Origin of the sequence: Acinetobacter sp. YH12249 (assembly GCF_013417475.1) — a bacterium.
GTDB lineage: Bacteria > Pseudomonadota > Gammaproteobacteria > Pseudomonadales > Moraxellaceae > Acinetobacter.
Window position 1 is genome coordinate 1 of sequence record NZ_VPDX01000008.1, and the last position, 20,972, is coordinate 20,972.

Sequence of the window (20,972 nt, forward strand, 5' to 3'; positions counted from 1 at the left end):
TAAATCTACAGTTGATTTTAAAGGCACAGTACCTTGATATAAAATATAAGTTTTTTGATTATTTAAAACTTCGACGCCATAACTCTTAAGAATGTAATCTCCACCAGAATATTTTTTGTTTTTATCCCCATAATCAACTAAACTTAATTTTAAATTTTTATTTAATTGAGAGAATCTACCAAATTGATCCAGAAATAAAACTGGTTCTTTAATTTGGGTAGCACTTTGCTGGTAATCATTCCAATCTATATTTTTTGCGTGACATAATAGTGAAAAGAAGCTACTGCTAATTATTACTATAGATTTAAGTATTTTCATATTTTAAGTGCCTAAATCAATTTGGTTATAAAAAAAGGAATAGGGTCAAATCTTCCTTGCAAGCCTGTACCGAGCAATGCTGAACTTCTTGCCTCGAAATGCAAATGTCCCCCTTTCGATATAGTAGTCATTCCCCTCGCATTTCCAGTAGAACCTGTTTTACCTAAAATTGTCTTAGCATCAACAACATCTCCTTTTTCAACATCTATGGTAGATAGATGTGCATAAAAAAAATAAATTGATTGGCTGTTTGTAATATTTTTTGATGCATAAGTTTTTTGCTTTTCAGGCAAGTCATCAATGTTTACTTCTAATACTATAATTTTGCCATATGCCTTTCCACTATCTGTTGCAATAGCAATAACCCCACTACATACCGCAAAAATATTTGTACCGGAATCAGCAGCTAAATCTATACCTTGATGGTTTCTAGTACCTCCATTTCTAACTTTCCCAAAAGTAGCACTTTTTACATTAGCTAGACCGGCAACTCTTAACTGGTTTATTGCTAAAGGATCTACCCACATTCCGCTGCCTCCAACAATTTTATTTTCTTGTATTTCGGTACTTGGTGTTGGTGTTGGTGTTGGTGTTGGTGTTGGTGTTGGTGTTGGTGTTGGTGTTGGTGTTGGTGTTGGTGTTGGTGTTGGTGTTGGTGTTGGTGTTGGTGAAGAAGTTTGCCCCAATAAAATTTTAATTGTTTCATCTAAAGATAAATTTATTCCAGAAGTTTTAGATTTATCCAATACATAATCATAAATATTAATATGTGCATCGATGTATGCTCTTAGCCATATTCCATAAGCAACTTTTGCATCGTTGTTATATCTTTTCAAATAATCTAAAGCATTTTGTTTACCCTTATTTCCAAATTGTGCAAGCAATAACATTTTTGCTCTTTCTGGGGAAAAACTATTGTTTATGAATGACCTCGCACCTCCAGCTCCTTCATGATGTAATAGATAAGCAAATTTAGCTATTGAGCTCGGCTCTGTTAATTTTTGATAAGGTAGTTTTGACCATTTAAAATTTATAATTGCATAAGCAGCTGCTGCATCAATCGAAAACTCAGAGTTGAATCTAAGATTTAAAAGTTGCTCCTCAGTAAGATATTTATTTTTTGAAGCATATTGCCCTATTAAAGATTCTTGGTTTTTACAAAGTTCAAGCCAAGTACCTTTAAGAAATTGTGTTAATCCTGCGGCATTTGTAGTGGTATTAAAACTTTTGGAATCCCATTCTCCATTACTTTTTTTTGCAGCTTCAGCATGAATTAAAGCTGCTAGACTATGTGGAGTAAATCCATGACGTTTCGAAGCGTCTATAACAAATTTTCTATATTTATTATTTACTGTATTGAGTATGAAGTTCTCTTCTGTAAATTGGCTTGCAATTATATGGGTACTATTACCTAAATCAGTTCTTTTTTGGCTATTTACTGGCTTAGGTAAAATTATAGATGGTTGACTAGTATCTATTTTTTCATTTACCCCTTTTTCAATAGGATCTGCTAAATTTTTTAAGGATTTTTTGATTTCCTCTATTGTCTGTTGAACTATACCCGATTGAGGATAGTGACTGCCGGAGACTTTCATTTGCCTTGAAGTCAGCCTTAAAACTTTTTTCCCTATTGGTAAAGTTTTATGATTAGCTATTAAATCAAAATTACTTTTTATATTTTTATAATAAACTTTTAAACCTTTTGAATGATCTAAGATTTCTATATCATTAATTACACCATCTTTAAAATTTATTTCTTTTGATTTACCATCATATTCTAGTTTTACAATTCCTTTTGAAATAGGTTTAAAAGATAAATCTAATAATATAATTTTTAAAATCAATTCAGCTTCAATCTTATTGATCTCATCAATATATATTTTTTGACCTACTTGTATTTTATGAATAGAAGAACCATTCAATTTATTAATTTTAGCTAATTTTTGTACTGTAATATTAAATTTTTTCGAGATACCCCACAATGTATCTCCTTTTTTTACAATATAATAATTCACAGAGAACACCTTTATAATTATTGAATATCTTCAATTTGAATTCCATGCTCACCCACATCAAATTCCTCCTCTAAATCTTTAGTATCTAAATCTTCAAAGATATTTGACCATTGCTTAAATCCTACCAATGCTTCATAAGCAACCCATTCTTGAGAAATAGATAATTGCGTTTTACCATTAGAATCAGTTTTACCTTCCCATAAAATTTCCTTATTTTCAGGTATAAACATAGTTACTTCAGCACCTTCAATTCCACTACCACCTAAACTATTAAATAAAAAATCTACAGCGTATGGTCCAGATTTAGGCAACTCAGGAATCTCATAAATAGTTTTGGCTCCTTCTTTAAATATATGCTGCCCCGCTTTACACTCAAACTTCCCATCTGTTACTCCAAATACACCTTGTCCATTAATCTTTAACTGAGAACCACCAGCAGTAAGCACAATTTCTTTAGGGCTTATAATTTCAATTCGATCTTCAGTTGAAATAATTTTTACTTTATGACGAGCAATTGTTTCTATTGCGTCATCTTGTGCCTGGAGTTCGACCTTTCCCTTTGCCGCAACGGCTTTTAATCCTTGTTGGGCTGCAAATAAACTGATCTTGTCCTGAGAGTGAGCAATCAAAGATTTCTGTGTGGAAAAATTAATATTATCCGCAGCACTGTGGTTAATCTGCTGATCAGCTGAAAGGTATAGATCTTCATTAGTTGAGAGTGCAATTGAATTCGGTGCGCACAGCAGCATTAAAGCCTGTTTAAAGGTTTCAGCCTTGCTTTGATCTTGCTGTTCAATCTGATCCAGAAATTTTTTCAGATGATCTAACCCTTCTAAGGGGTCTGTTTGCTGATTTTTGGCAATCTCACTTAAGGCTTTACTATGATTCAAACTAGATTCAAGCTGGCTTTTCGCAGGACTGGCATTTAAGTGATTGGCATTGGCATTTTCTTGTTTATAGGTAGAGAGAAGCAAGCCAGCTCCCGCTCTAAGTGCTCCCCATTGATCTGTTCTTAACTCAAAGCCCTCACCACGCCCGTCGCTAGCCTCATCTTCTTTTGGATGACTTAGATTTCCTAAATTTAGCTGACTGGCCCCATGACTACTTTGCAGCTGTGCACTAATCTGTCCAGTTGTATCATCGAAGCGAAGCTGGTTAAAACCTTCACCCTCCACCTCTTGAGAACGGATACCACTTAGTTTTTTAGTGAATGGCAACTGCCCCTTCTTATCAAACATAGTTTGATAACGTTCAGCTTCATGAATACGTCCAACAATAAAGGGACGATCAATATCCCCTTCGAAGAAATCAATCACTACGATTTCCCCGATACGTGGATGGAATCGGGCGCCATAACCTTCACCTGCCCATGGCGTTAGCACATCTACCCAGGCCGAATCAGTGTCATTATCATTGGCGCCAGCACCACCATCATGCTGATGATCTTCACTACGGGTAAATAAAAAACGAACCTTCACGCGTCCCCATTCATCGACATAAATAGTCTCACCTTCAGGCCCTACCACTTTCGCCCGTTGTGGATAGGCCACGGGCCGATGTTGTAGTGGATGATATTCAGGTATCACCAGAATATCTCGACGAATTAAATACAGCTCATTGCCTTGTCTCTCGTCATCCAGAACTTTCCAGCGACTGGACAGCATGAGCTGATCCACCTGTAGCAAAATGTCTTTTGGTAAATTATTCTGGTTATAGAAGTGTTTGCCCAAAATTAAAAATTCACGCTCATTGCACGGATGTTGATCAATTTCGGGATGATCATGCAGTTCAAACCAGTAACCTACTTGGGCATCACGAACACTACTGCTGGCCTTAAAATATTTGGACTGCATGGCATGATAGTGACTAAGTTGCTGACTAAGTTGATCCAGTTGAGCTGGACTGGATGATGTAGCCTGATCTTCTCTATTTAGGTCACTGGTCCAAGCTGGGCTGATGTTCCAGACATCTTCCAGATTTAAACTAGTATGATCCTGAACACTACTTTGCTGAATATTCACCAACTGCTGGTTTTGCTCTTGCTCCAAATCTATAGCTTGCCAGCGTTGCAATCCAACATTGTTTGGCACTAATTGGCGCTCAGCAATTAGGCTGGTGATAGTATCGAATTGCTCAGTTGCATGACTGCGATGGAAGCGGATGGAACGGCGCTTTAAGGCTTGAAAATATTGCTGCTCATCAACAAGACGCAGGACTTGTGGCTGAATGGTTCGAGCTGATATTGAAATGATTAATTCCTTTTCATCAATCAGCCAGTTAATACCCTCACTACGCCATAGGCGGGTCAGAAAGTCATAATCACTTTCATTGGACTGTATGACCAATGGCCGTACATCATATTCACGGTTTAGTCCGGAAAGATCCAAACTTAAACTTCTCGCAAATAAGCCACTTCGCTTTTGCCATTCAGTAAACAGAATTTCACTAATCGCTTTGACACTTTTATTCAAAAACACACGACTATTACGGCGTTTATGCCAAAGTGAAGTCGCATCTTCGAGAGTCAGCTGATAGACACTTAAAGCACCATCGCTATGCCCCTGTTTAGCTGCGGTAATGATACCTGTAGTCCGGAAAAGCTCACCTTGATCAGTGACCTGATCAACAGCAACCTGACAGCCAATAAACTGTTTTAAGGCAATATAAGGATGGGTGGATAGACAAAGTAATTCAGCATGTAGCCCCTCATTGATCCAGTGCCTGCCTTCAATATGCTGAATCAGAACCTGAGAATTTAAAATTTCATTAGAAAATCGGAGATGAAGTGCACGCTTCTGTGAGCTTAGACCCAAGCCTTCAAGCACCGTATAAATACTCTGTAGCATTTTATAATTATTATTTGAGGTTATTTTTATCGCACTGATTTTAGGGAATAAGCTTAGAACAATCCATCTTGGTATTTATTTCACATGAATTAACCACGAATAGCCTTAACCTGACCTTATATCCTCTATGCTTATGAAATAGAAGATGTATTCTGTTTCAACCTTTTCAATTTTTCTGATTATTTGCCGATTCACTTACTGCTACACTGAAAGCCGAATACTTTATATCTCCTACATCATCCTCGATTACAGGATAAGCCAGAGGCCAAGGACATGCTTGAGTTACATTCTAAACTCCCCAATCTGGGCGTCACCATTTTTAGTACCATGTCGGCCTTGGCACAAAAACTCGGGGCAATTAACCTGTCACAAGGTTTTCCAGATTTTCCTGCTCCACCGCAATTGATTGAAGCCCTCAGTCGGGCAGCTGAAAATGGTTTTAACCAATATGCACCGGGTGATGGCTTGCCAGTATTACGTGGGCTGGTCGCTGATCTTTATCAGCATCGTGACCAGCTCACTTTAGATCCGGTAGATGAAATCACCATTACCCCTGGTGCAACGATTGCAATTTTCTGTGCAATTCAGGCAACGGTACGGGCGGGTGAAGAAGTCATTATTTTTGATCCCAGTTATGACAGCTATGCGCCAAGCGTGAAGCTGGTCGGTGCCAAACCGGTACATATCGCTCTGGAATATCCTGGTTTTTCTGTGGACTGGAATCAGGTCAAAGATGCAATCAATGACCGTACCCGCATGATTGTAGTGAATACACAGCATAATCCCACCGGAACGGTATGGACAGAGCAAGACTGGCAACAGCTGATTGAACTGATTCGTGATCGTAATATCGTGGTTCTGTCTGATGAAGTTTATGAACATCTGGTATTTGATGAAGTTCGTCATCATTCTGCAGCATCATTTCCGGAACTCCGTGAACGCAGTTTTGTGATTGGTTCTTTTGGTAAAACCTTTCATGTGACCGGCTGGAAAACTGGTTTCTGTGTTGCACCGCCAGCCTTAATGCAGATGTTCAGACAGATTTACCAGTTTGTCAGCTTCTGTGGTGTAACGCCAATTCAGGTGGCTTTGACTGAATATATGCAGCTACATTCTGAACATATCCATGAGCTGTCCGGTTTTTATCAGGCCAAACGGGATTTGTTTAATCATGCACTGACAGACTCCCGTTTTCACTGGACGCCATCACAAGGCACCTATTTCCAGAATCTGGATTACAGTGAAATTCGTCCTGATCTGGATGCACTGTCGATGTGCCATTATCTGGCGAAACAACACGGTGTTGTGGCGATTCCGGTATCAGCGTTTTATCAGGAGCCGCCTAAAGATTTACACTTATTACGCTTCTGCTTTGCCAAAAAAGATGAAACCTTGATAGAAGCAGCACATATTCTTTCCAAAGTTTAAAAAAATAGACTTATTGGTTACTGAAAAGCTAAGGCGTTCTTGATGCGGATCAAGGATAATTTAGTCCTGATAAATATATGAAAAATCAAGAACAGGATGTCATATGGCACAGCAAGCATTGGTTCACCAGCAGAATTTATGGAAAACATTTTTTATTTTCCTGTTACCGCTGGTGGTTACCAACATCCTGCAAAGCCTGTCCGGTACGATTAATACTGTTATTGTCGGGCAAATGCTCGGCGTGCAAGCAATTGCCGCTGTGGCAGTATTTTTCCCGATTCTGTTCTGTCTGATGGCTTTTGTGATTGGTCTCTCTGCAGGTTCTACGGTTCTGGTAGGACAAGCTTGGGGTGCCAGAAACCTGGAAAAAGTGCGCTGTGTAGTTGGCTCTACCCTGTTTATGACACTGATTGGTGGCAGCCTGATTGCCCTATTGGGTGTATTTTTTGCTGAAAATATCCTGCAATTATTAGGTACAGATCCGGATGTGATGCACCTGTCTTTGCCTTATGTGCAATGGATGCTGGCTGGTAGCCCACTGATTTTTATTTATATTATTTATACTTCAATTTTACGTGGGGTCGGAGACAGTACTACCCCACTGTTTGCCTCTGCTTTGACGATTGGCGTTGGCTTAGTGGTGACACCAGTCCTGATCGCCGGTTATTTCGGTTTTCCTAAAATGGGGATCATCTCTCCTGCAATTGCAACCATTCTGGGCAACTTGGCTGTTTTGTTATTTCTCATTCTCTATTTAAATTATAAGCGTCATCCTCTAAGACCAGACTGGGCGTTGATCAAAGATATCCGTCATCAGCCCCAGCTCAGCAAGATTATCCTGCGCTTAGGTATTCCAACCGGGGTTCAAATGGTCACAACTTCAGTCGCTGGTCTGGTCATTGTAGGTCTGGTCAACCGTTATGGTGCAGAAGCGACGGCGGCCTATGGTGCCGTGAATCAGGTGCTGAATTATATTCAGTTCCCTGCCCTTTCTATTGCCATTGCGGCTTCCGTCTTTGGGGCACAGGCCATTGGTGCTGGTAAAAATGATTTGCTCAATAAAGTGACCCGAACTGCCTTAAGTATGAATATCTTGTTCACAGGTAGTCTGGTGATTCTGGCTTATCTGTTTTCTAAATATCTCATGGCACTATTTATTACTGATCCGCAGGTCGTGGTATTGGGTCAGCAACTTCTCTTCATTGTCCTATGGTCGATTTTGTTCTTTGGTGCTAGTGCAATTTTTGCTTCGATCATGCGGGCCAGTGGCACAGTAACAATCCCTATGTTGATCAATATCATTGCCATTATTGGAATTGAAGTACCAGCTGCCTATATGTTCAGCCGCTGGTGGGGTTTACAAGGGATCTGGTATGGCTATGCCCTTGCCTTTGTCTGTCTTTGTATTATGCAAGGCTTGTATTACCAGTTTATCTGGAAGAAAAAGACCATCGAGGCACTGGTTTAATCTTCCGGCCTGAACTACTGGATAAACCTTAGTAAACCACCTCTAAAGAGCGTATTTCCTGCTTAATCCATATTTTTTATATGGATTCATTTTTATTATATTTTTCAGGCATGAAGATCCTTGTTATAAGCAGTGTATTGTATAAAAACACAAGGTCTTCTCATGGCTAAACGACAAATTAAACTGGGTGCTTTTATTCCAACGACTTCGCAACATGCGGCAGGTTGGCGCCATCCTGAATCTCGTCCTCAGGATCATTTAAGCATTGATTATGCGATTGAATTAGCAAAAACTGCTGAACGCGGCCTGTTTGATGCCTATTTCCTTGCAGATGGTCTGGCAGTCAACTGGAGTCATGGCGCTTCCAAACATAATAAGAATGTCGGTTATAGCGATAAAGTTGTGGGCTTTGAACCCGTCACCTTATTCGCAGCGATTTCAGCCGTCACCCAAAATATTGGTTTTATTGCCACTGCTTCTACCACCTATGAAGAACCATATCTGTTGGCACGAAAATATGCCTCTTTAGACCATATCAGTAAGGGTCGTACCGCATGGAATGTCGTGACCACCATTTCTGCTGAAACCGCGCGGAACTTTGGTTTTAGTGCGCATCCGGATGCCAAAGTCCGTTATGAGCGCGCGGATGAATTTATTGAAGTTGTACAGAAGCTCTGGGACTCCTGGGAAGATGATGCATTCCTCTATGACAAAGAAAATGGTCATTTCTTTGATACATCTAAACAGCACGAACCCCTGCATAGCGGCAAATATTTTAATGTCCAGGGTGCACTCAATGTCCCTCGTCCACCACAAGGCTATCCAGTGATTGTTCAGGCGGGCCAATCTGAAGATGGACGTGAGCTGGCCGCCAAATATGCCGAAGTGATTTTTACCGCCCAGCAAAGCCTGTCTGATGCACAAGCCTTCTACCGTGATGTTAAAGGCCGTCTGGCTAAATACGGTCGTCATCCGAATGATTTAAAAGTAATGCCGGGGGTCTCTGTCTTTGTAGCTAAAACTGAACAGGAAGCCAAAGAAAAATATGAATTACTGAATCGTCTGATTCATCCAGATGTCGGTTTGGGCTTACTGTCTGGTCTGGCAGGGGATATTAATCTTTCAAACTATGATTTGGATGCCCCATTTCCTCTCGAAGATATTGAGATCAAGTCTAGCCGTCAGCAAATGATGTTTGAGATTGCTGCGAAGCATCACTTTAGTATTCGCCAGCTATATGAATATATTGCCTCTGCTCGCGGTCACTGGACACTGATCGGGACACCTGCACAGGTAGTCGACCAGCTACAGGAATGGTTCGAAAATGAAGCGGCTGATGGTTTTAATGTCTTGCCACCAACTACGCCTACCGGTCTGAATGACTTTGTCGATTTCATCGTACCTGAGCTACAACGCCGTGGTCTGTTCAGGACCGAATATGAAGGCACAACCTTACGTGAAAACTTAGGATTGAAACGTCCAGAAAATCAGTATGTGATTGCGCAACAAAATACTGCGGTTGCCTCTTAAACCATCCATTATAAAAAATGCCCGATAGGGCATTTTTTATTTCTTTAAGTTAAGTACTGGGGTAATTGATGCTAATAAAAATGACAAATATGGGCGAGGTTGTGTCGCTGTTGATTTCTGTTTAATTTAAAATGAATGAAGACCCTAGCCTACCAGCAAAACTGACCAGAGCCTGTGAGTAGCGGCTGTTGATCCTTCACGATTGAAAAATTTAATACTTTTAGAATTTCTTTTTTCAACTGCTGTAAACGCGTATTCTGGCGCTTGCGTGGATAAGATAAAGACACTTTTAAAACCTGTTCGATTCGTCCAGGATTAGCCTGCATTACCACAACTGAAGTGCTCAGTAATAAAGCTTCAGCAATATCTTGGGTCGCTAAAATCACGGTAATTTTTTTGGCTTTCCAGATTCGCTGTAATTCTTCATGCAGATGATGACGCATCAGCGCGTCCAGTCCAGCAAAAGGATCATCTAATAATAATATATCCGGTTGAGTAACCAGGCTTTTGGCAATGGTCACTTTCAGATTCATGCCAGCAGACAAGTGCGATGGATAAGCATCCTTAAATGGTGTCAGTTGCAGCAATTCCAGCTGTTCCTGAATTCTTCGGTTTTCCTCTTCTTTGCTTAAAGGGATTTGATGTAAGGCCATGCGGATATTTTCCGTCACACTGAGCCAGTTAAACAGTCGATGATCCTGATAGACAATACTGAGATTTGGAAGATGTTCAGCTGGCTGTTTTCCCTGAATCAGAATCTGGCCCTGCTGATGCTGTTCCAAGCCCATCAGTAAGCGTAACAATGTGGATTTACCGCAGCCAGCATACCCTACCACACTGACAAAATCACCTGCATGAATATCTAGATTAATATCTTCGAGGACTTGGGTCTGCTGATCTGGTGCGGTGCTATAACTTTTATATAAATTTTGAATCGTGATTCTACATTGAGATTGCTCCGTCATTTTTCCTCACCTTTTGCTGCAATACATATTTAATGATTGTTCTAGACTAGATCTATCCTACTTATGAACTTGGATAAATTTCTGTCTCTTTTAGATCTGCTGAAAATAGGGCTCTTTTGACTATAAAAGAGTTTAGGGTAAGGAGTTATCTTGATTTTTTATTTGGTTATCAAAAGCATGTATAGATTTTAATAGTTATATATAAAATTATATATTTCAATAACTTAAAATTTTTTCTTCTAGAAAACGTTATTTAAAATATTCCGAACAACCAAATCGCAACAATGCTTAGGGCAATAAAAAACCCGCGAATGCGGGTATTCAAATGGCTCTGCTTACCAGGCCAATTTATATTGTTCTAATTCATGCGGCACAAGCTCGACCTGATCCTGGAAGTCAAGCAAGATGTCATTTTTAATGGCCGCCAGACGGTAGTCTTCACGTTTACGCGGACGTTCCAGATCCACTTTCATAATACGTTTGATTCGTCCGGGATGTGGCTGCATTACCACTACGCGATCACCTAACAATACCGCCTCCTCTACATCATGAGTGACCAGAATAGAGGTGATCTTTTCCGACTGCCAGATCCGCTGTAATTCCTGTTGCAAGTTGGCACGGGTCAAGGCATCCAAGGCACCGAAAGGTTCATCCAGCAATAAAATTTGTGGACGATTCACCAGACTACGTGCAATTGCCACACGCTGGCTCATCCCCCCGGACAGCTGACTTGGATAGGCAGTTTTAAACTGGCTCAATTGCACCAGCTCCAGATGATAATCAATGAGTTCCTGCTTTTCGGCTTTGCTCAGACCTGATTTTTCCAGCGCTAAAGCTACATTCTGCTCGACACTCAGCCAAGGGAACAAACGGTGATCCTGAAACACAATACCGCGATCCAGACTGGTGCCCTGAATCGGTTTGCCATCAATCAAAATACTGCCTTGAAACTCGGCATCAAGGCCCACCAAAAGCCGTAATAAGGTTGATTTACCACAGCCACTATTACCGACAATACTAATGAACTCGCCTGGCTGGATATTCAAATTAATCTGATCTAATACCTGCAACTCTTCCCCATCTTTAGGGAAGAACTTGTCGAGTTTCTGGATCTCGACATGACCCTTAATATTCACCTGTTGATTCATGTTGTTATCTCACATCTTTTATTTATTGGCCGCCTGACGCCAGCGTAAGTTATAGTTTTCAAAAAACTGTGCTGCCTTGGAAAATAACAGCCCGACAATCGCAATAATGGCCATGCCATATAGCACCACTTCCATCTGGAACAGGTTCTGTCCGTCCATGATTGGATTGACCACGCCAACCGAGGACACAAAAAAATACTCCGCGCCCACAGTCGCCACCCATGAAAATACCAGCGCAATATTCAAACCGGCAAAAATACTTGGGGCTGCTGCGGGTAAAATCACTTTAAAAAAAGTACGTACCGGACTGAGCTGGAAGATCTGCGCCACTTCTTTAATTTTGACCGGCACATTCTTGACCCCGTCATAGGTATTAAAGAACACCGGATAGAACACCACTAAGGCAATAAAAATCACTTTTGAAACTTCACCGTGTCCAAACCACATGATCATCAGTGGAATCCAGGCAAATACAGCCACGTGTTTAATGGCATTCAGTGTTGGAGAAAAGATTCGATCCAGCCAGACATTTAGACCCAAGGCCAAACCCAGCACTGCACCCATCACTCCACCGGCAATAAACCCTGCCGTGTTGCGAAGTAGACTGGCGATAATGTTTTCTGTCACCTCGCCTGCCTGCCAGCTTTCTACAAAGGCCTGCCATACAGCAGCTGGCGGTGCCAGCAAAGCAGGATCAATCCATTGTTTTGCGGTCACGATCAACCAGGCAACCCACAGAACCAGAGGAATGACCCAGCCGCGATAATCTATTTTTTTCATGATATTTTCCCTATCTAGCCTGATCCCAACCACGGAACTGTTTTTGTATGAGGCGGATAATGACGTCAAAGCCAAATCCCACCAGTCCAATCACCACTACAGTTGCCATCACCACATCGAGCTGGAAAATCTGACGGCCATAGACCATCACATAGCCGATCCCTTCACTTGAGGCCAGCAGTTCTACTGCAACCAGAGCGCCCCATGAACTTGCCAGAGATAAACGCAGACCACCGATAAAACTGATAAAGGCACCTGGCAGAACCACATTTTTAAATCTGGACCAGGTGCTCAACTGATAAACTTCCGCGACTTCGGTCAATTGCTGTGGAATATTGCGCACGCCTTTAAATACATTGATGGTCATCGGTACCAGCGCGGCTTTAGCAATCAGAATAATCTTGAGGGCTTCATCAATCCCGACCAGTAAAATTAACAGTGGAATCCAGCCGATCACGGGTACCAGATTAATGGCTTTGAATGTGGGCCAGATATAGGCTTCTGCTCGACGTGACAGCCCCATAGTCAGACCTAAGACCAGTGCCAGTACAATGCCGGCACTAAAACCATAGCCAATCCGGCTCAGACTGACACTCAGATTGCTCCACAGTTCGCCAGTTTGATACAGATCTTTCAGGGCGACCCAGACCAGTTCAGGTGCAGGCAGCAATAAAGGATTCACCCAGTTCCGTTCTACCGACACATGCCACAGATAGAGCAGCGCGATGGGGAAAATGATTCCGATTCCCCATATGAACACCTGATTCTGTTTTAAAAAATTCAGAATACTTTTTCGGTTCAATCTGGATGCAGCACTGTCCTGTGTCGGTGTCTTGGCTGTTTCAAGCTCGATTTCCTGTAACATCACTCAACCTCCTCAAGGGCATGATGGTTATTGCCCATTGGCATTGAGAGGTTTCCAATAATTCTGTAAATTCAGTGTTTTTAGAGCATTATTGACATACTTCGGCTCAATCCATTTATCCACATCGACATTACCGCGAATCAGTTTCAAATCTTGACCCGCTTTAAGCTTCTGCTTAATGAGTGACACGTTATAGGCATCAAAAATCGGGGCACTATGACGTTTCAGATCTACCCCAATATGGGCTTTATTGATGTTGCTATACGATATTCCAGATTTTGCCCAGAGTTTAAACAGGGCATCTTTATTAGCGGGCTTGCTTTCCCAAGCCGCTTGTTTGACCAAAACATTCACTACACGCTGAACCACTTCAGGATATTTTTGCTCAAACTTGGAATTCACCAGTACATAGCCTGAGGTTTTATAGAGATCAGGTTCATTTTTGGTACTATAAATAATCTTGGCAATACCGCGATCGACTACAGGAAAAATATAGCTACTGCTCCAGATTGCATCAATATCACCACTGGCTAAAGCGGAATACGCCACTGGGCCATCCATGTTGACAAAACGGAAGTCTTTCTCACTGAATCCGTATTTTTTGACCACATTAATAATCGATAAATGCAGATTGGTTCCTTTAAAGAAGCCTATTCGTTTCCCTTTTAAATCAGCAATCGATTTAGCCGGAGAACCCGGTGCTACCACCAGATAAGTATTATCCTGTGAGCCAGCCATGGCGACCAGTTTAGTGTCCAGACGACTGGCTTTGCCAATCAGTCCAGGCAAATCACCAATCCAGGTAATATCGACCAGGCCATTGGCATAAGATTCATTAATCGCAGGACCCGCTCCTTTAAAGTTATTCCATTGTACTTTGATGCCATCTTTCTGGAATTCTTTTTCAAATAAACCCAAGGTCTGTGCAGTCGCATAGTAATTACCATAACCTACAGGGCGATTACCTGTACCGACCATCGGCGAAGCAAAACGGATCACGCTGGGTTTCGCCTCTGCGGCAGAGGTCTGAATCGCTGGCAGCAGTGTTGCTGTAGAGAGAAGGCCAGCAAAGAATACTTTTGACCATTTAAACATGTGAAAATTCCTCAAAATATAAAATTAGAATCCGTACTGGAATTGTGCGACCAGTTCGTTATAGCTCTTGTTTGTAATGTCGTTGTTGACATGGTTCAGGTTGATCTGAAACTTGGTGGTTTCCGCAAAGAATGCATTCAGGCCCAGACTGTGAATATCAACAGTTTGATCGGCTAAATTCTTTTCACGATCAATGGTGTCGTAGCGATAGAAGGTCTGGTAAGACTTTGGCCACCAGTCGTCATAACGGCCCTGATTACGGAATCCTTTGACAAACTGCTCACCAAAGTTCCAGAACAAGGTACCTGTGTGCGACTCACTTTCACGCTTATAGGTCTGTGCAGTTTGTGAAATGTAGGTGTCATCTTCACCTTGTACATATTCATAGGTCACACCGAATGGATGGTGGTTATAGTAAATATCGAAGCCTTTACGCAGCACATCGCCCTTACCAGCAAAGGCCGCGCTGGTACCATCAATTTCAAATAGATTGCTCTTGCCTTGATACCAGGACAGACCAAAACTCAGTTCACGCAGCCATGAGTTATATTCCGCAGGCAAGGTATAACGCAGACGTCCAATAAAGTTTTTGTCATCATTGTCATCCGATTTATTGGCTCCATTACCATTCACCAGACCAAAGGCATAGCTAATCATTGGCGAGCGATAGTTATATCCATAGTCCACGGTTGGTAAGGCATCCCCACGTACAATCAAGCCGACTTCACGCAGTGCCAGTCCATAACCTAGGCCCGGCAAACTGAACAAGGCATTGTTAATGGTAGGTTTTAGGTCTTCAGTGGCCTGAACTTCCTGGCCAAATGGCAACAGTTGCTGACCTAAAGTGACGCTCAAGCGCCCCGTGTCGGCACTTAAGGTTGGCAATACGTGATAAGTCAGTTGCGCATCCAATAAGTTCAGATAACTGTTATTGGTTCCTGTCTGTGGAGAAGTACCAAAACGCAGATTGAAATCCAGGTTTTTGCCTTCTTCATAGTCTTTGTACAGATTGCCAATAAAACCAATTTGGACTGCACCTAAATCAAACGAAGAGTGGCGGTCTTGAACTGCCATCCCGGTATTGGTACCCGTAGGTGGAGTGCGCTGTGCTTCATCGATATAAGAAGCTTTGGCCTGCACGACTCCATTAATCAGCAGTTGACGTGTTGATAATGCCGTTTTGGTATCGCGGTCACGTTGTACCTGATATTTATAGTTTTCCAGATCGCTTTGCAGACCTTGCAACTCGGCACGTGTCACAAAGCTTTGGTCATCATCAGATTCAGTTTCTGCATCAGCAGATAGTTCAGCCTCATCAGCAGTAGTGGCTTCTGTAACGGCTTCGTTCTGATTCTGAATCTGCGCTAACTGGGTTTTTAATTGTTTTAATGACTGCTCGAGTTGACTGACCTGTTGTTGTAACTGACCTACCTCCGCATCTGCATGCGTTAAGCCAATACTCGCGCTTAGCAGAGTCAGTACCGTTGCCCCTTGTTTAAAATATTGCTTCATACAATCGACACACCTACAGTTTTGCCAGTGAAACATCAGTCGATTTGATCAGCACAATCACCTGACTTCCTATCTGCAAATCCAGCTCTTCTACAGAACGTGTCGTAATTACCGAAGTGAAAATACCTGAAGCAGTCACCACATCGACTTCAGAAACCACATCACCTTTTACAATTTCCTGAATAGTACCTTTTAACTGGTTACGCACATTAATAGATTGAATTGTCATTATTAATTCCTGTTGTTTTGGTTGGAATTAATATGCATGATTTTTAATATGCAGAAAAATAATATAAATAGATTTTGATATATTATTTTATAAAATCCAAAAATATTATTTTAAATCCAGTTAATCTGATAATTTAAATATTCTTTGTTTTTAATCACGATATTTTCATATTGCCAATCCAGAATATTTTGACTGGCTAGATTCTTTATTTCTTTATTAATGGTTTGGCGTGAAGCAGAGAGTAAATCTGCTAAATCATGCTGGGAGATCTTGAGTTTAATTTCAGTTCCCAGAGGATGAGATCAACCGTACTGAATCGAAAGGTCATGCAAAACCTTGCATACTTTTTGATGTAAATTAGCGACTTGCAGGAATTTAACCTGCTGGATCAGATATTGCATCCGACGGCTGAGAATATTTAAAGCATCCTGCTTTAAGTGATTGTTATCATTTATTTCTTCTATAAATATATGCTGTGGAATTTGCAGGACCTTGACCTGATTAAAAGCATAATAATCATAATCAATCACTTGTGTATTGAGGCAAGGAAGCAGGTTAATCAGATGCTTTTCCGAGAAATAATTAAAGGCATGAAAACGACCTGATGGGCTTAAATATCCAATCTGGATAATCCCATCAAGCAATATATATAAAGCAGTATGGCAATTTTCTTTATTTAATATCAAATCGCCTTTTTGATATTTTCGAATCGTTGAATATTTTAAAATATAATCCAGCTTATCCTCAGAGATATTTTTAAATATATTTTTTAATATGTCATAATCCACATTATTTTTTGCAGTATGAATTTTCATAAAATGATCCACCCTATATTTTATTTAAATATTAGATGGATCATTAATGACTGGCGAATCATTTATTCTTGATTCTTTAGCTATTTATATGCAAAGTTTCCAATTGAATAAGAATTACTTATGAAACTTTTTCATAAATACCGTCTTCGCTGTTATAGCGGAAGTTGCTAATGTCCTGCTTGACATCTTTACGCAGTTCACGGCTTGGACGGCCATCCACACCGACTGGCACATCACCCTCTAAAGTTACACGGCGTACTACACGGTGCTGGTCACCATAATCATTAATCGCACGGTGTTGCGTTGCACGGTTATCCCAGATCGCCACATCACCTGCACTCCAGCGCCAGCTGACAATATTTTCCAGCTTCTCTACATAACTTTGGAACAGGTCGAATAAACGGCGTGATTCACTTGAGCTATAACCGACGAAGCTCTTAAAGAAATGGCCCAATAACAAGGTTTTTTCACCTGTTTCAGGATGAACGCGTACTAATGGATGTTCAGTTTCATATTCAGTTGAATTGAAGTAGTTTTTATATTTTTCCAAAGCTTCTTTTGGAACACTGACTTTTGCAGCATAGTCAAAGTTGTTGCTGTGAATCGCACGCAAGCTATCCGCCAGTGTTTTCAGTTCTTCAGGTAAATCATTGTAGGCAGCGGTTGTATTTGCCCATACGGTATTGCCACCTACTGCGGGTGCAACCACGCTACGAAGAATAGAAGCTTTTGGATAAGCATCAATAAAGCTGATGTCCGTATGCCAGCTGTCTGCACGTGCACCACGTGAATCAATTTCCAGAATATGTGCAGAGCCATCTTTTACCGGCACAGTCGGGTGATTTAACGGCGTGCCTAAACGTGCTGCAAAGGCTTCTTGAGCGACATCATCCAGATGTTGCTGATCTTTAAAGAAGATCGCTTTATGCTGCAATAATGCCTGGTTGATTTCATTCACCACTTCATCAGCCAAATCCGCTGACAGTTTTACGCCCTGGATTTCAGCGCCAATACGGCCACCAATTGGTTGAACCTGGATGTGTTTATATTCATAAGCCATGATCATTTCCTCTATCTATAATTATGTCGACCTTCGGTCTGTGAAATCATCATGCCGAATCGGCTTATCTAACGCTGTCAATTTATTGACATTCTTATGCACCATTTTTGATTTATAAAATACTTTAGCTACTTAAGTTTTCAGGCATAAAAAAACCCGCTTAGGCGGGCTTTGATCAGGGTGTTTTAAGCTGACTTTTTCTTCTGCTTGCCGAGACGGGTAGCTAAAGCCGTGACTTTCTGATAGCCAGTTGGCATGAGGCGCTGAATTAAATCAATCGCTTTGGCATCATTTCCAATCAGCAGACGGCGTTTATCTTTTTGTACCGCTTCCAGAATTTGACGCGCTGCTTCTTCCGGTGGGCAACGCAGCAGCTTATTGAAATTCTGTGCAGATTTTTCCGGATGCATTCCCAGACTACGAATACTGTCATTCATTTTCGCTGCAATGGCGATATTGGTACGGATTCCGCCCGGGTGTACACATAGCGCGCTTACGCCGCAGTTTTCCATATCCAGTTCCTGACGCAAGGATTCGGTAAAACCACGCACAGCGAATTTAGTGGCATTATAAGCAGACTGGGTTGGCTGAGCAGTTAAACCGAACAAGCTGGAAATATTAATGACATGACCATCACCGGTTTTCTTGATTAAAGGCAGGAACTCTTTGGTGCCATAGACCACGCCCCAGAAGTTAATACCTACAATCCATTCCAGCTCTTCATAGCTGGTGCCTTCTACAGTAGAACCAAGGGCCACGCCAGCATTGTTAAAGATCATATTCACGCTGCCATGATCTTTCTCGACCTCAGCGGCCCAAGCGTGCATTTCTTCCAGATTAGCCACATTGACCTTTTTGGTTGTGACACGAACATCAGTACCTTTCAACAGCTCAACGGTTTTAGCCAGACCCTGTTCATTCACATCGCTTAAAGCTAAATGACAGCCCTGCTTTGCTAAAAGCACCGCAAGTTGCTGGCCGATACCTGAACCTGCGCCAGTAATGGCCGCGACTTTATTATTAAAATTTTTCATTGAATTTCCTTGATTAAAACACTGCCCTTCCATGACAGCCTGTTTTTCTGTCGCATAGGGATACAGCACACGGTTTCAATATAGTTTTGACAATCCATATTGTCAATAATTCCAGCATGTCTCTACGGGCCAATTTTCAGGTTTGAATTTCAGCATAGGTCAAAGCCGGATTTATTGATAAGATACTTAAAATCTCAAGCACATGAGTCTATGGTCTTTATGACGGATGCAGTAAATTCAGGACAAAAACTAGCAAGTAAAAGTAAGGAACGTCAGTTTAAAGGGCTTTCCATGGCTGAGCGTCAGCAGGCGCGTCGTGAAAAGCTGATTGAGGCCGGGATCGAGGCTTATGGTCGTCATGGTTTTTTTTCAGTCACAGTGAAGGATATCTGTAACGAAGCCAAACTGACTGAACGTTATTTTTATGAATCCTTTAAGAAAAGCGAACATCTGTTCCAGACTATTTTCCTCAAGCTGATTGACCAGTTACAGCAGAATGTCATGCAAGCCATGATGCAGGCTTCTTCTGATCCAAAGAAAATGATCGAAGCCGGTCTGACTGCCTTGCTAACGACCTTACGTGACAATCCGGGTATGGCACGAATTATTTATATCGATGCGATGCTGGTTCAGGAACTGCATAATCAGGCTACGATTCATGAAACCATGGGACGTTTCGACCGTATGATTCAGGCCTTTGTCATGCTGATGATGCCGAACCTGAATCGTTCTGAACGAGAGATTTCCCTGGTCTCGACCGGACTCAATGGTTATGTTACCCAGATTGCCATTCGTTGGGTCATGAGCGGCTTTAAACAGTCACTGGAAGAAATTCTGTCTTCCTGTAGTCTGGTGTTCTTTGCTTTATTAGACACTTTGGGTACAGAAAAACCGACAGATCCGGTTAGATAATTTTAAATCAAGATAAGTTCCAGATAGATTTACTTGTAAGTGATCTACAAGCCTTTGAATTAACACCCTCTTATAAAATAACAGCTTAAATTGTGACAAATCTTTGCGAAAGGCCCCGGAACTACCTATTCTGCAATGATACTGTCATAATTAATCTTTGTAATAAGCCTGTCATAAATATAAAACGGTCCACCGTTTGCATGAAATAGGGTATTGCGCTGTGAAAGATGACTACATTCTAATTGTTGATGACGAACTGCCGATTCGTGAAATGATCCATACTGCTCTGGATATGGCGGGCTTTCAATGTTTACAGGCAGAAGATGCCAAGCAGGCTCATCAAATGATTGTGGACCAGCGTCCAGCATTGATTTTGCTGGACTGGATGATGCCAGGTGGCGTGAGTGGTGTGGATCTCTGTCGTCGTCTGAAACGTGATGAAAATCTGTCCGAAATTCCGGTCATCATGTTGACCGCGCGTGGTGAAGAAGATCATAAGGTTCAGGGACTGGATGCCGGTGCCGATGACTATATGACCAAGCCGTTTTCGACCCGTGAGCTGGTTTCACGCATTAAAGCCGTACTACGTCGTTCCAATGCGCTGAGTGGTGAAAAATCCATTGATGCTAACGGATTGGTATTAGATCCGGTCAGTCAGCGTGTGAATTTTGGCAGTACTATTCTGGACATGGGACCCACTGAGTATCGCTTGTTGGCATTTTTCATGACCCATCCGGAACGTGCTTATACCCGTGCGCAATTGCTGGATCAGGTCTGGGGCGGCAACGTCTATATTGAAGACCGGACCATTGATGTGCATATCCGTCGCCTGCGCAAGGTGCTTGAACCTTATGGCGCTGACCGCTATGTACAGACTGTACGTGGCACCGGTTACCGTTTCTCGACCCGTGCCGATGTTGCACTCGGTTAATTGTTTTTAGGTAAATCTTGT

General features: G+C 41.6%; 18 protein-coding genes and 1 pseudogene. 5 read left to right on the plus strand and 14 right to left on the minus strand.

Annotated elements, in window-relative coordinates:
- The 3 genes and pseudogenes from FTV25_RS06375 to FTV25_RS06385 all read right to left on the minus strand — a co-directional run.
- A pseudogene (locus tag FTV25_RS06375) lies at positions 1-318 on the minus strand (hypothetical protein); the annotation flags it as partial.
- An 11-nt stretch (positions 319-329) separates the two neighbouring features.
- Entirely contained in the window at positions 330-2,333 is a 2,004-nt protein-coding gene (locus FTV25_RS06380) for a peptidoglycan DD-metalloendopeptidase family protein (protein WP_180002690.1), read from the minus strand.
- A 17-nt stretch (positions 2,334-2,350) separates the two neighbouring features.
- Positions 2,351-5,179: a type VI secretion system Vgr family protein gene (locus tag FTV25_RS06385; RefSeq protein ID WP_180002688.1), complete on the minus strand. Its 2,829-nt coding sequence runs from the start codon at positions 5,177-5,179 to the stop codon at positions 2,351-2,353.
- 273 nt (positions 5,180-5,452) lie between these two features.
- Here FTV25_RS06385 and FTV25_RS06390 point away from each other — a divergent pair, with 273 nt between their 5' ends.
- The 3 genes from FTV25_RS06390 to FTV25_RS06400 all read left to right on the plus strand — a co-directional run bounded on the left by FTV25_RS06390 (position 5,453) and on the right by FTV25_RS06400 (position 9,605).
- A complete protein-coding gene (locus FTV25_RS06390; RefSeq protein WP_180002685.1) occupies positions 5,453-6,607 on the plus strand; it encodes a methionine aminotransferase in 1,155 nt (384 codons plus the stop codon).
- A 103-nt stretch (positions 6,608-6,710) separates the two neighbouring features.
- On the plus strand, positions 6,711-8,075 hold the full coding sequence (locus FTV25_RS06395; protein WP_180002683.1) for an MATE family efflux transporter: 1,365 nt from the start codon (positions 6,711-6,713) through the stop codon (positions 8,073-8,075).
- 162 nt (positions 8,076-8,237) lie between these two features.
- Positions 8,238-9,605 (plus strand): LLM class flavin-dependent oxidoreductase, encoded by a 1,368-nt coding sequence (locus tag FTV25_RS06400; protein ID WP_180002681.1) that lies wholly within the window; start codon positions 8,238-8,240, stop codon positions 9,603-9,605.
- Positions 9,606-9,754: 149 nt separating this feature from the next.
- Here FTV25_RS06400 and FTV25_RS06405 read toward each other — a convergent pair whose 3' ends face one another.
- From FTV25_RS06405 to FTV25_RS06450, 11 genes are all read right to left on the minus strand, one after another.
- Positions 9,755-10,570: an ABC transporter ATP-binding protein gene (locus FTV25_RS06405; RefSeq protein ID WP_180002679.1), complete on the minus strand. Its 816-nt coding sequence runs from the start codon at positions 10,568-10,570 to the stop codon at positions 9,755-9,757.
- Positions 10,571-10,905: 335 nt separating this feature from the next.
- Positions 10,906-11,718 (minus strand): ABC transporter ATP-binding protein, encoded by an 813-nt coding sequence (locus tag FTV25_RS06410; protein WP_180002677.1) that lies wholly within the window; start codon positions 11,716-11,718, stop codon positions 10,906-10,908.
- An 18-nt stretch (positions 11,719-11,736) separates the two neighbouring features.
- Positions 11,737-12,498 (minus strand): ABC transporter permease, encoded by a 762-nt coding sequence (locus FTV25_RS06415; protein ID WP_180002675.1) that lies wholly within the window; start codon positions 12,496-12,498, stop codon positions 11,737-11,739.
- Between the two features lie 10 nt (positions 12,499-12,508).
- The gene (locus FTV25_RS06420) at positions 12,509-13,363 is read right to left on the minus strand and encodes an ABC transporter permease (RefSeq protein WP_180002702.1); all 855 of its coding nucleotides are present in this window, start codon (positions 13,361-13,363) and stop codon (positions 12,509-12,511) included.
- A gap of 27 nt (positions 13,364-13,390) precedes the next feature.
- The gene (locus FTV25_RS06425; RefSeq protein WP_180002673.1) at positions 13,391-14,458 is read right to left on the minus strand and encodes an ABC transporter substrate-binding protein; all 1,068 of its coding nucleotides are present in this window, start codon (positions 14,456-14,458) and stop codon (positions 13,391-13,393) included.
- A 24-nt stretch (positions 14,459-14,482) separates the two neighbouring features.
- The gene (locus tag FTV25_RS06430) at positions 14,483-15,970 is read right to left on the minus strand and encodes a hypothetical protein (RefSeq protein WP_180002671.1); all 1,488 of its coding nucleotides are present in this window, start codon (positions 15,968-15,970) and stop codon (positions 14,483-14,485) included.
- A gap of 13 nt (positions 15,971-15,983) precedes the next feature.
- The gene (locus FTV25_RS06435) at positions 15,984-16,199 is read right to left on the minus strand and encodes a molybdopterin-binding protein (RefSeq protein ID WP_159124130.1); all 216 of its coding nucleotides are present in this window, start codon (positions 16,197-16,199) and stop codon (positions 15,984-15,986) included.
- Positions 16,200-16,309: 110 nt separating this feature from the next.
- Entirely contained in the window at positions 16,310-16,492 is a 183-nt protein-coding gene (locus FTV25_RS16065) for a helix-turn-helix domain-containing protein (RefSeq protein WP_257218928.1), read from the minus strand.
- A gap of 9 nt (positions 16,493-16,501) precedes the next feature.
- Positions 16,502-17,014: a Crp/Fnr family transcriptional regulator gene (locus FTV25_RS06440; protein ID WP_257218926.1), complete on the minus strand. Its 513-nt coding sequence runs from the start codon at positions 17,012-17,014 to the stop codon at positions 16,502-16,504.
- A 118-nt stretch (positions 17,015-17,132) separates the two neighbouring features.
- Positions 17,133-18,074 carry a TauD/TfdA family dioxygenase gene (locus FTV25_RS06445; RefSeq protein ID WP_171505607.1) on the minus strand — a complete coding sequence of 314 codons (942 nt, stop codon included), beginning with the start codon at positions 18,072-18,074 and terminating at the stop codon, positions 17,133-17,135.
- Between the two features lie 185 nt (positions 18,075-18,259).
- Complete coding sequence (locus FTV25_RS06450; RefSeq protein WP_180002669.1) at positions 18,260-19,108, minus strand: SDR family oxidoreductase; 849 nt, start codon at positions 19,106-19,108, stop codon at positions 18,260-18,262.
- Positions 19,109-19,327: 219 nt separating this feature from the next.
- On the opposite strand from FTV25_RS06450, the gene FTV25_RS06455 reads away from it, so the two are divergent.
- Complete coding sequence (locus FTV25_RS06455) at positions 19,328-20,020, plus strand: TetR/AcrR family transcriptional regulator (protein WP_180002667.1); 693 nt, start codon at positions 19,328-19,330, stop codon at positions 20,018-20,020.
- 220 nt (positions 20,021-20,240) lie between these two features.
- On the plus strand, positions 20,241-20,951 hold the full coding sequence (gene phoB / locus FTV25_RS06460) for a phosphate regulon transcriptional regulator PhoB (protein WP_159124126.1): 711 nt from the start codon (positions 20,241-20,243) through the stop codon (positions 20,949-20,951).
- The last annotated feature ends 21 nt before the right edge of the window (positions 20,952-20,972 follow it).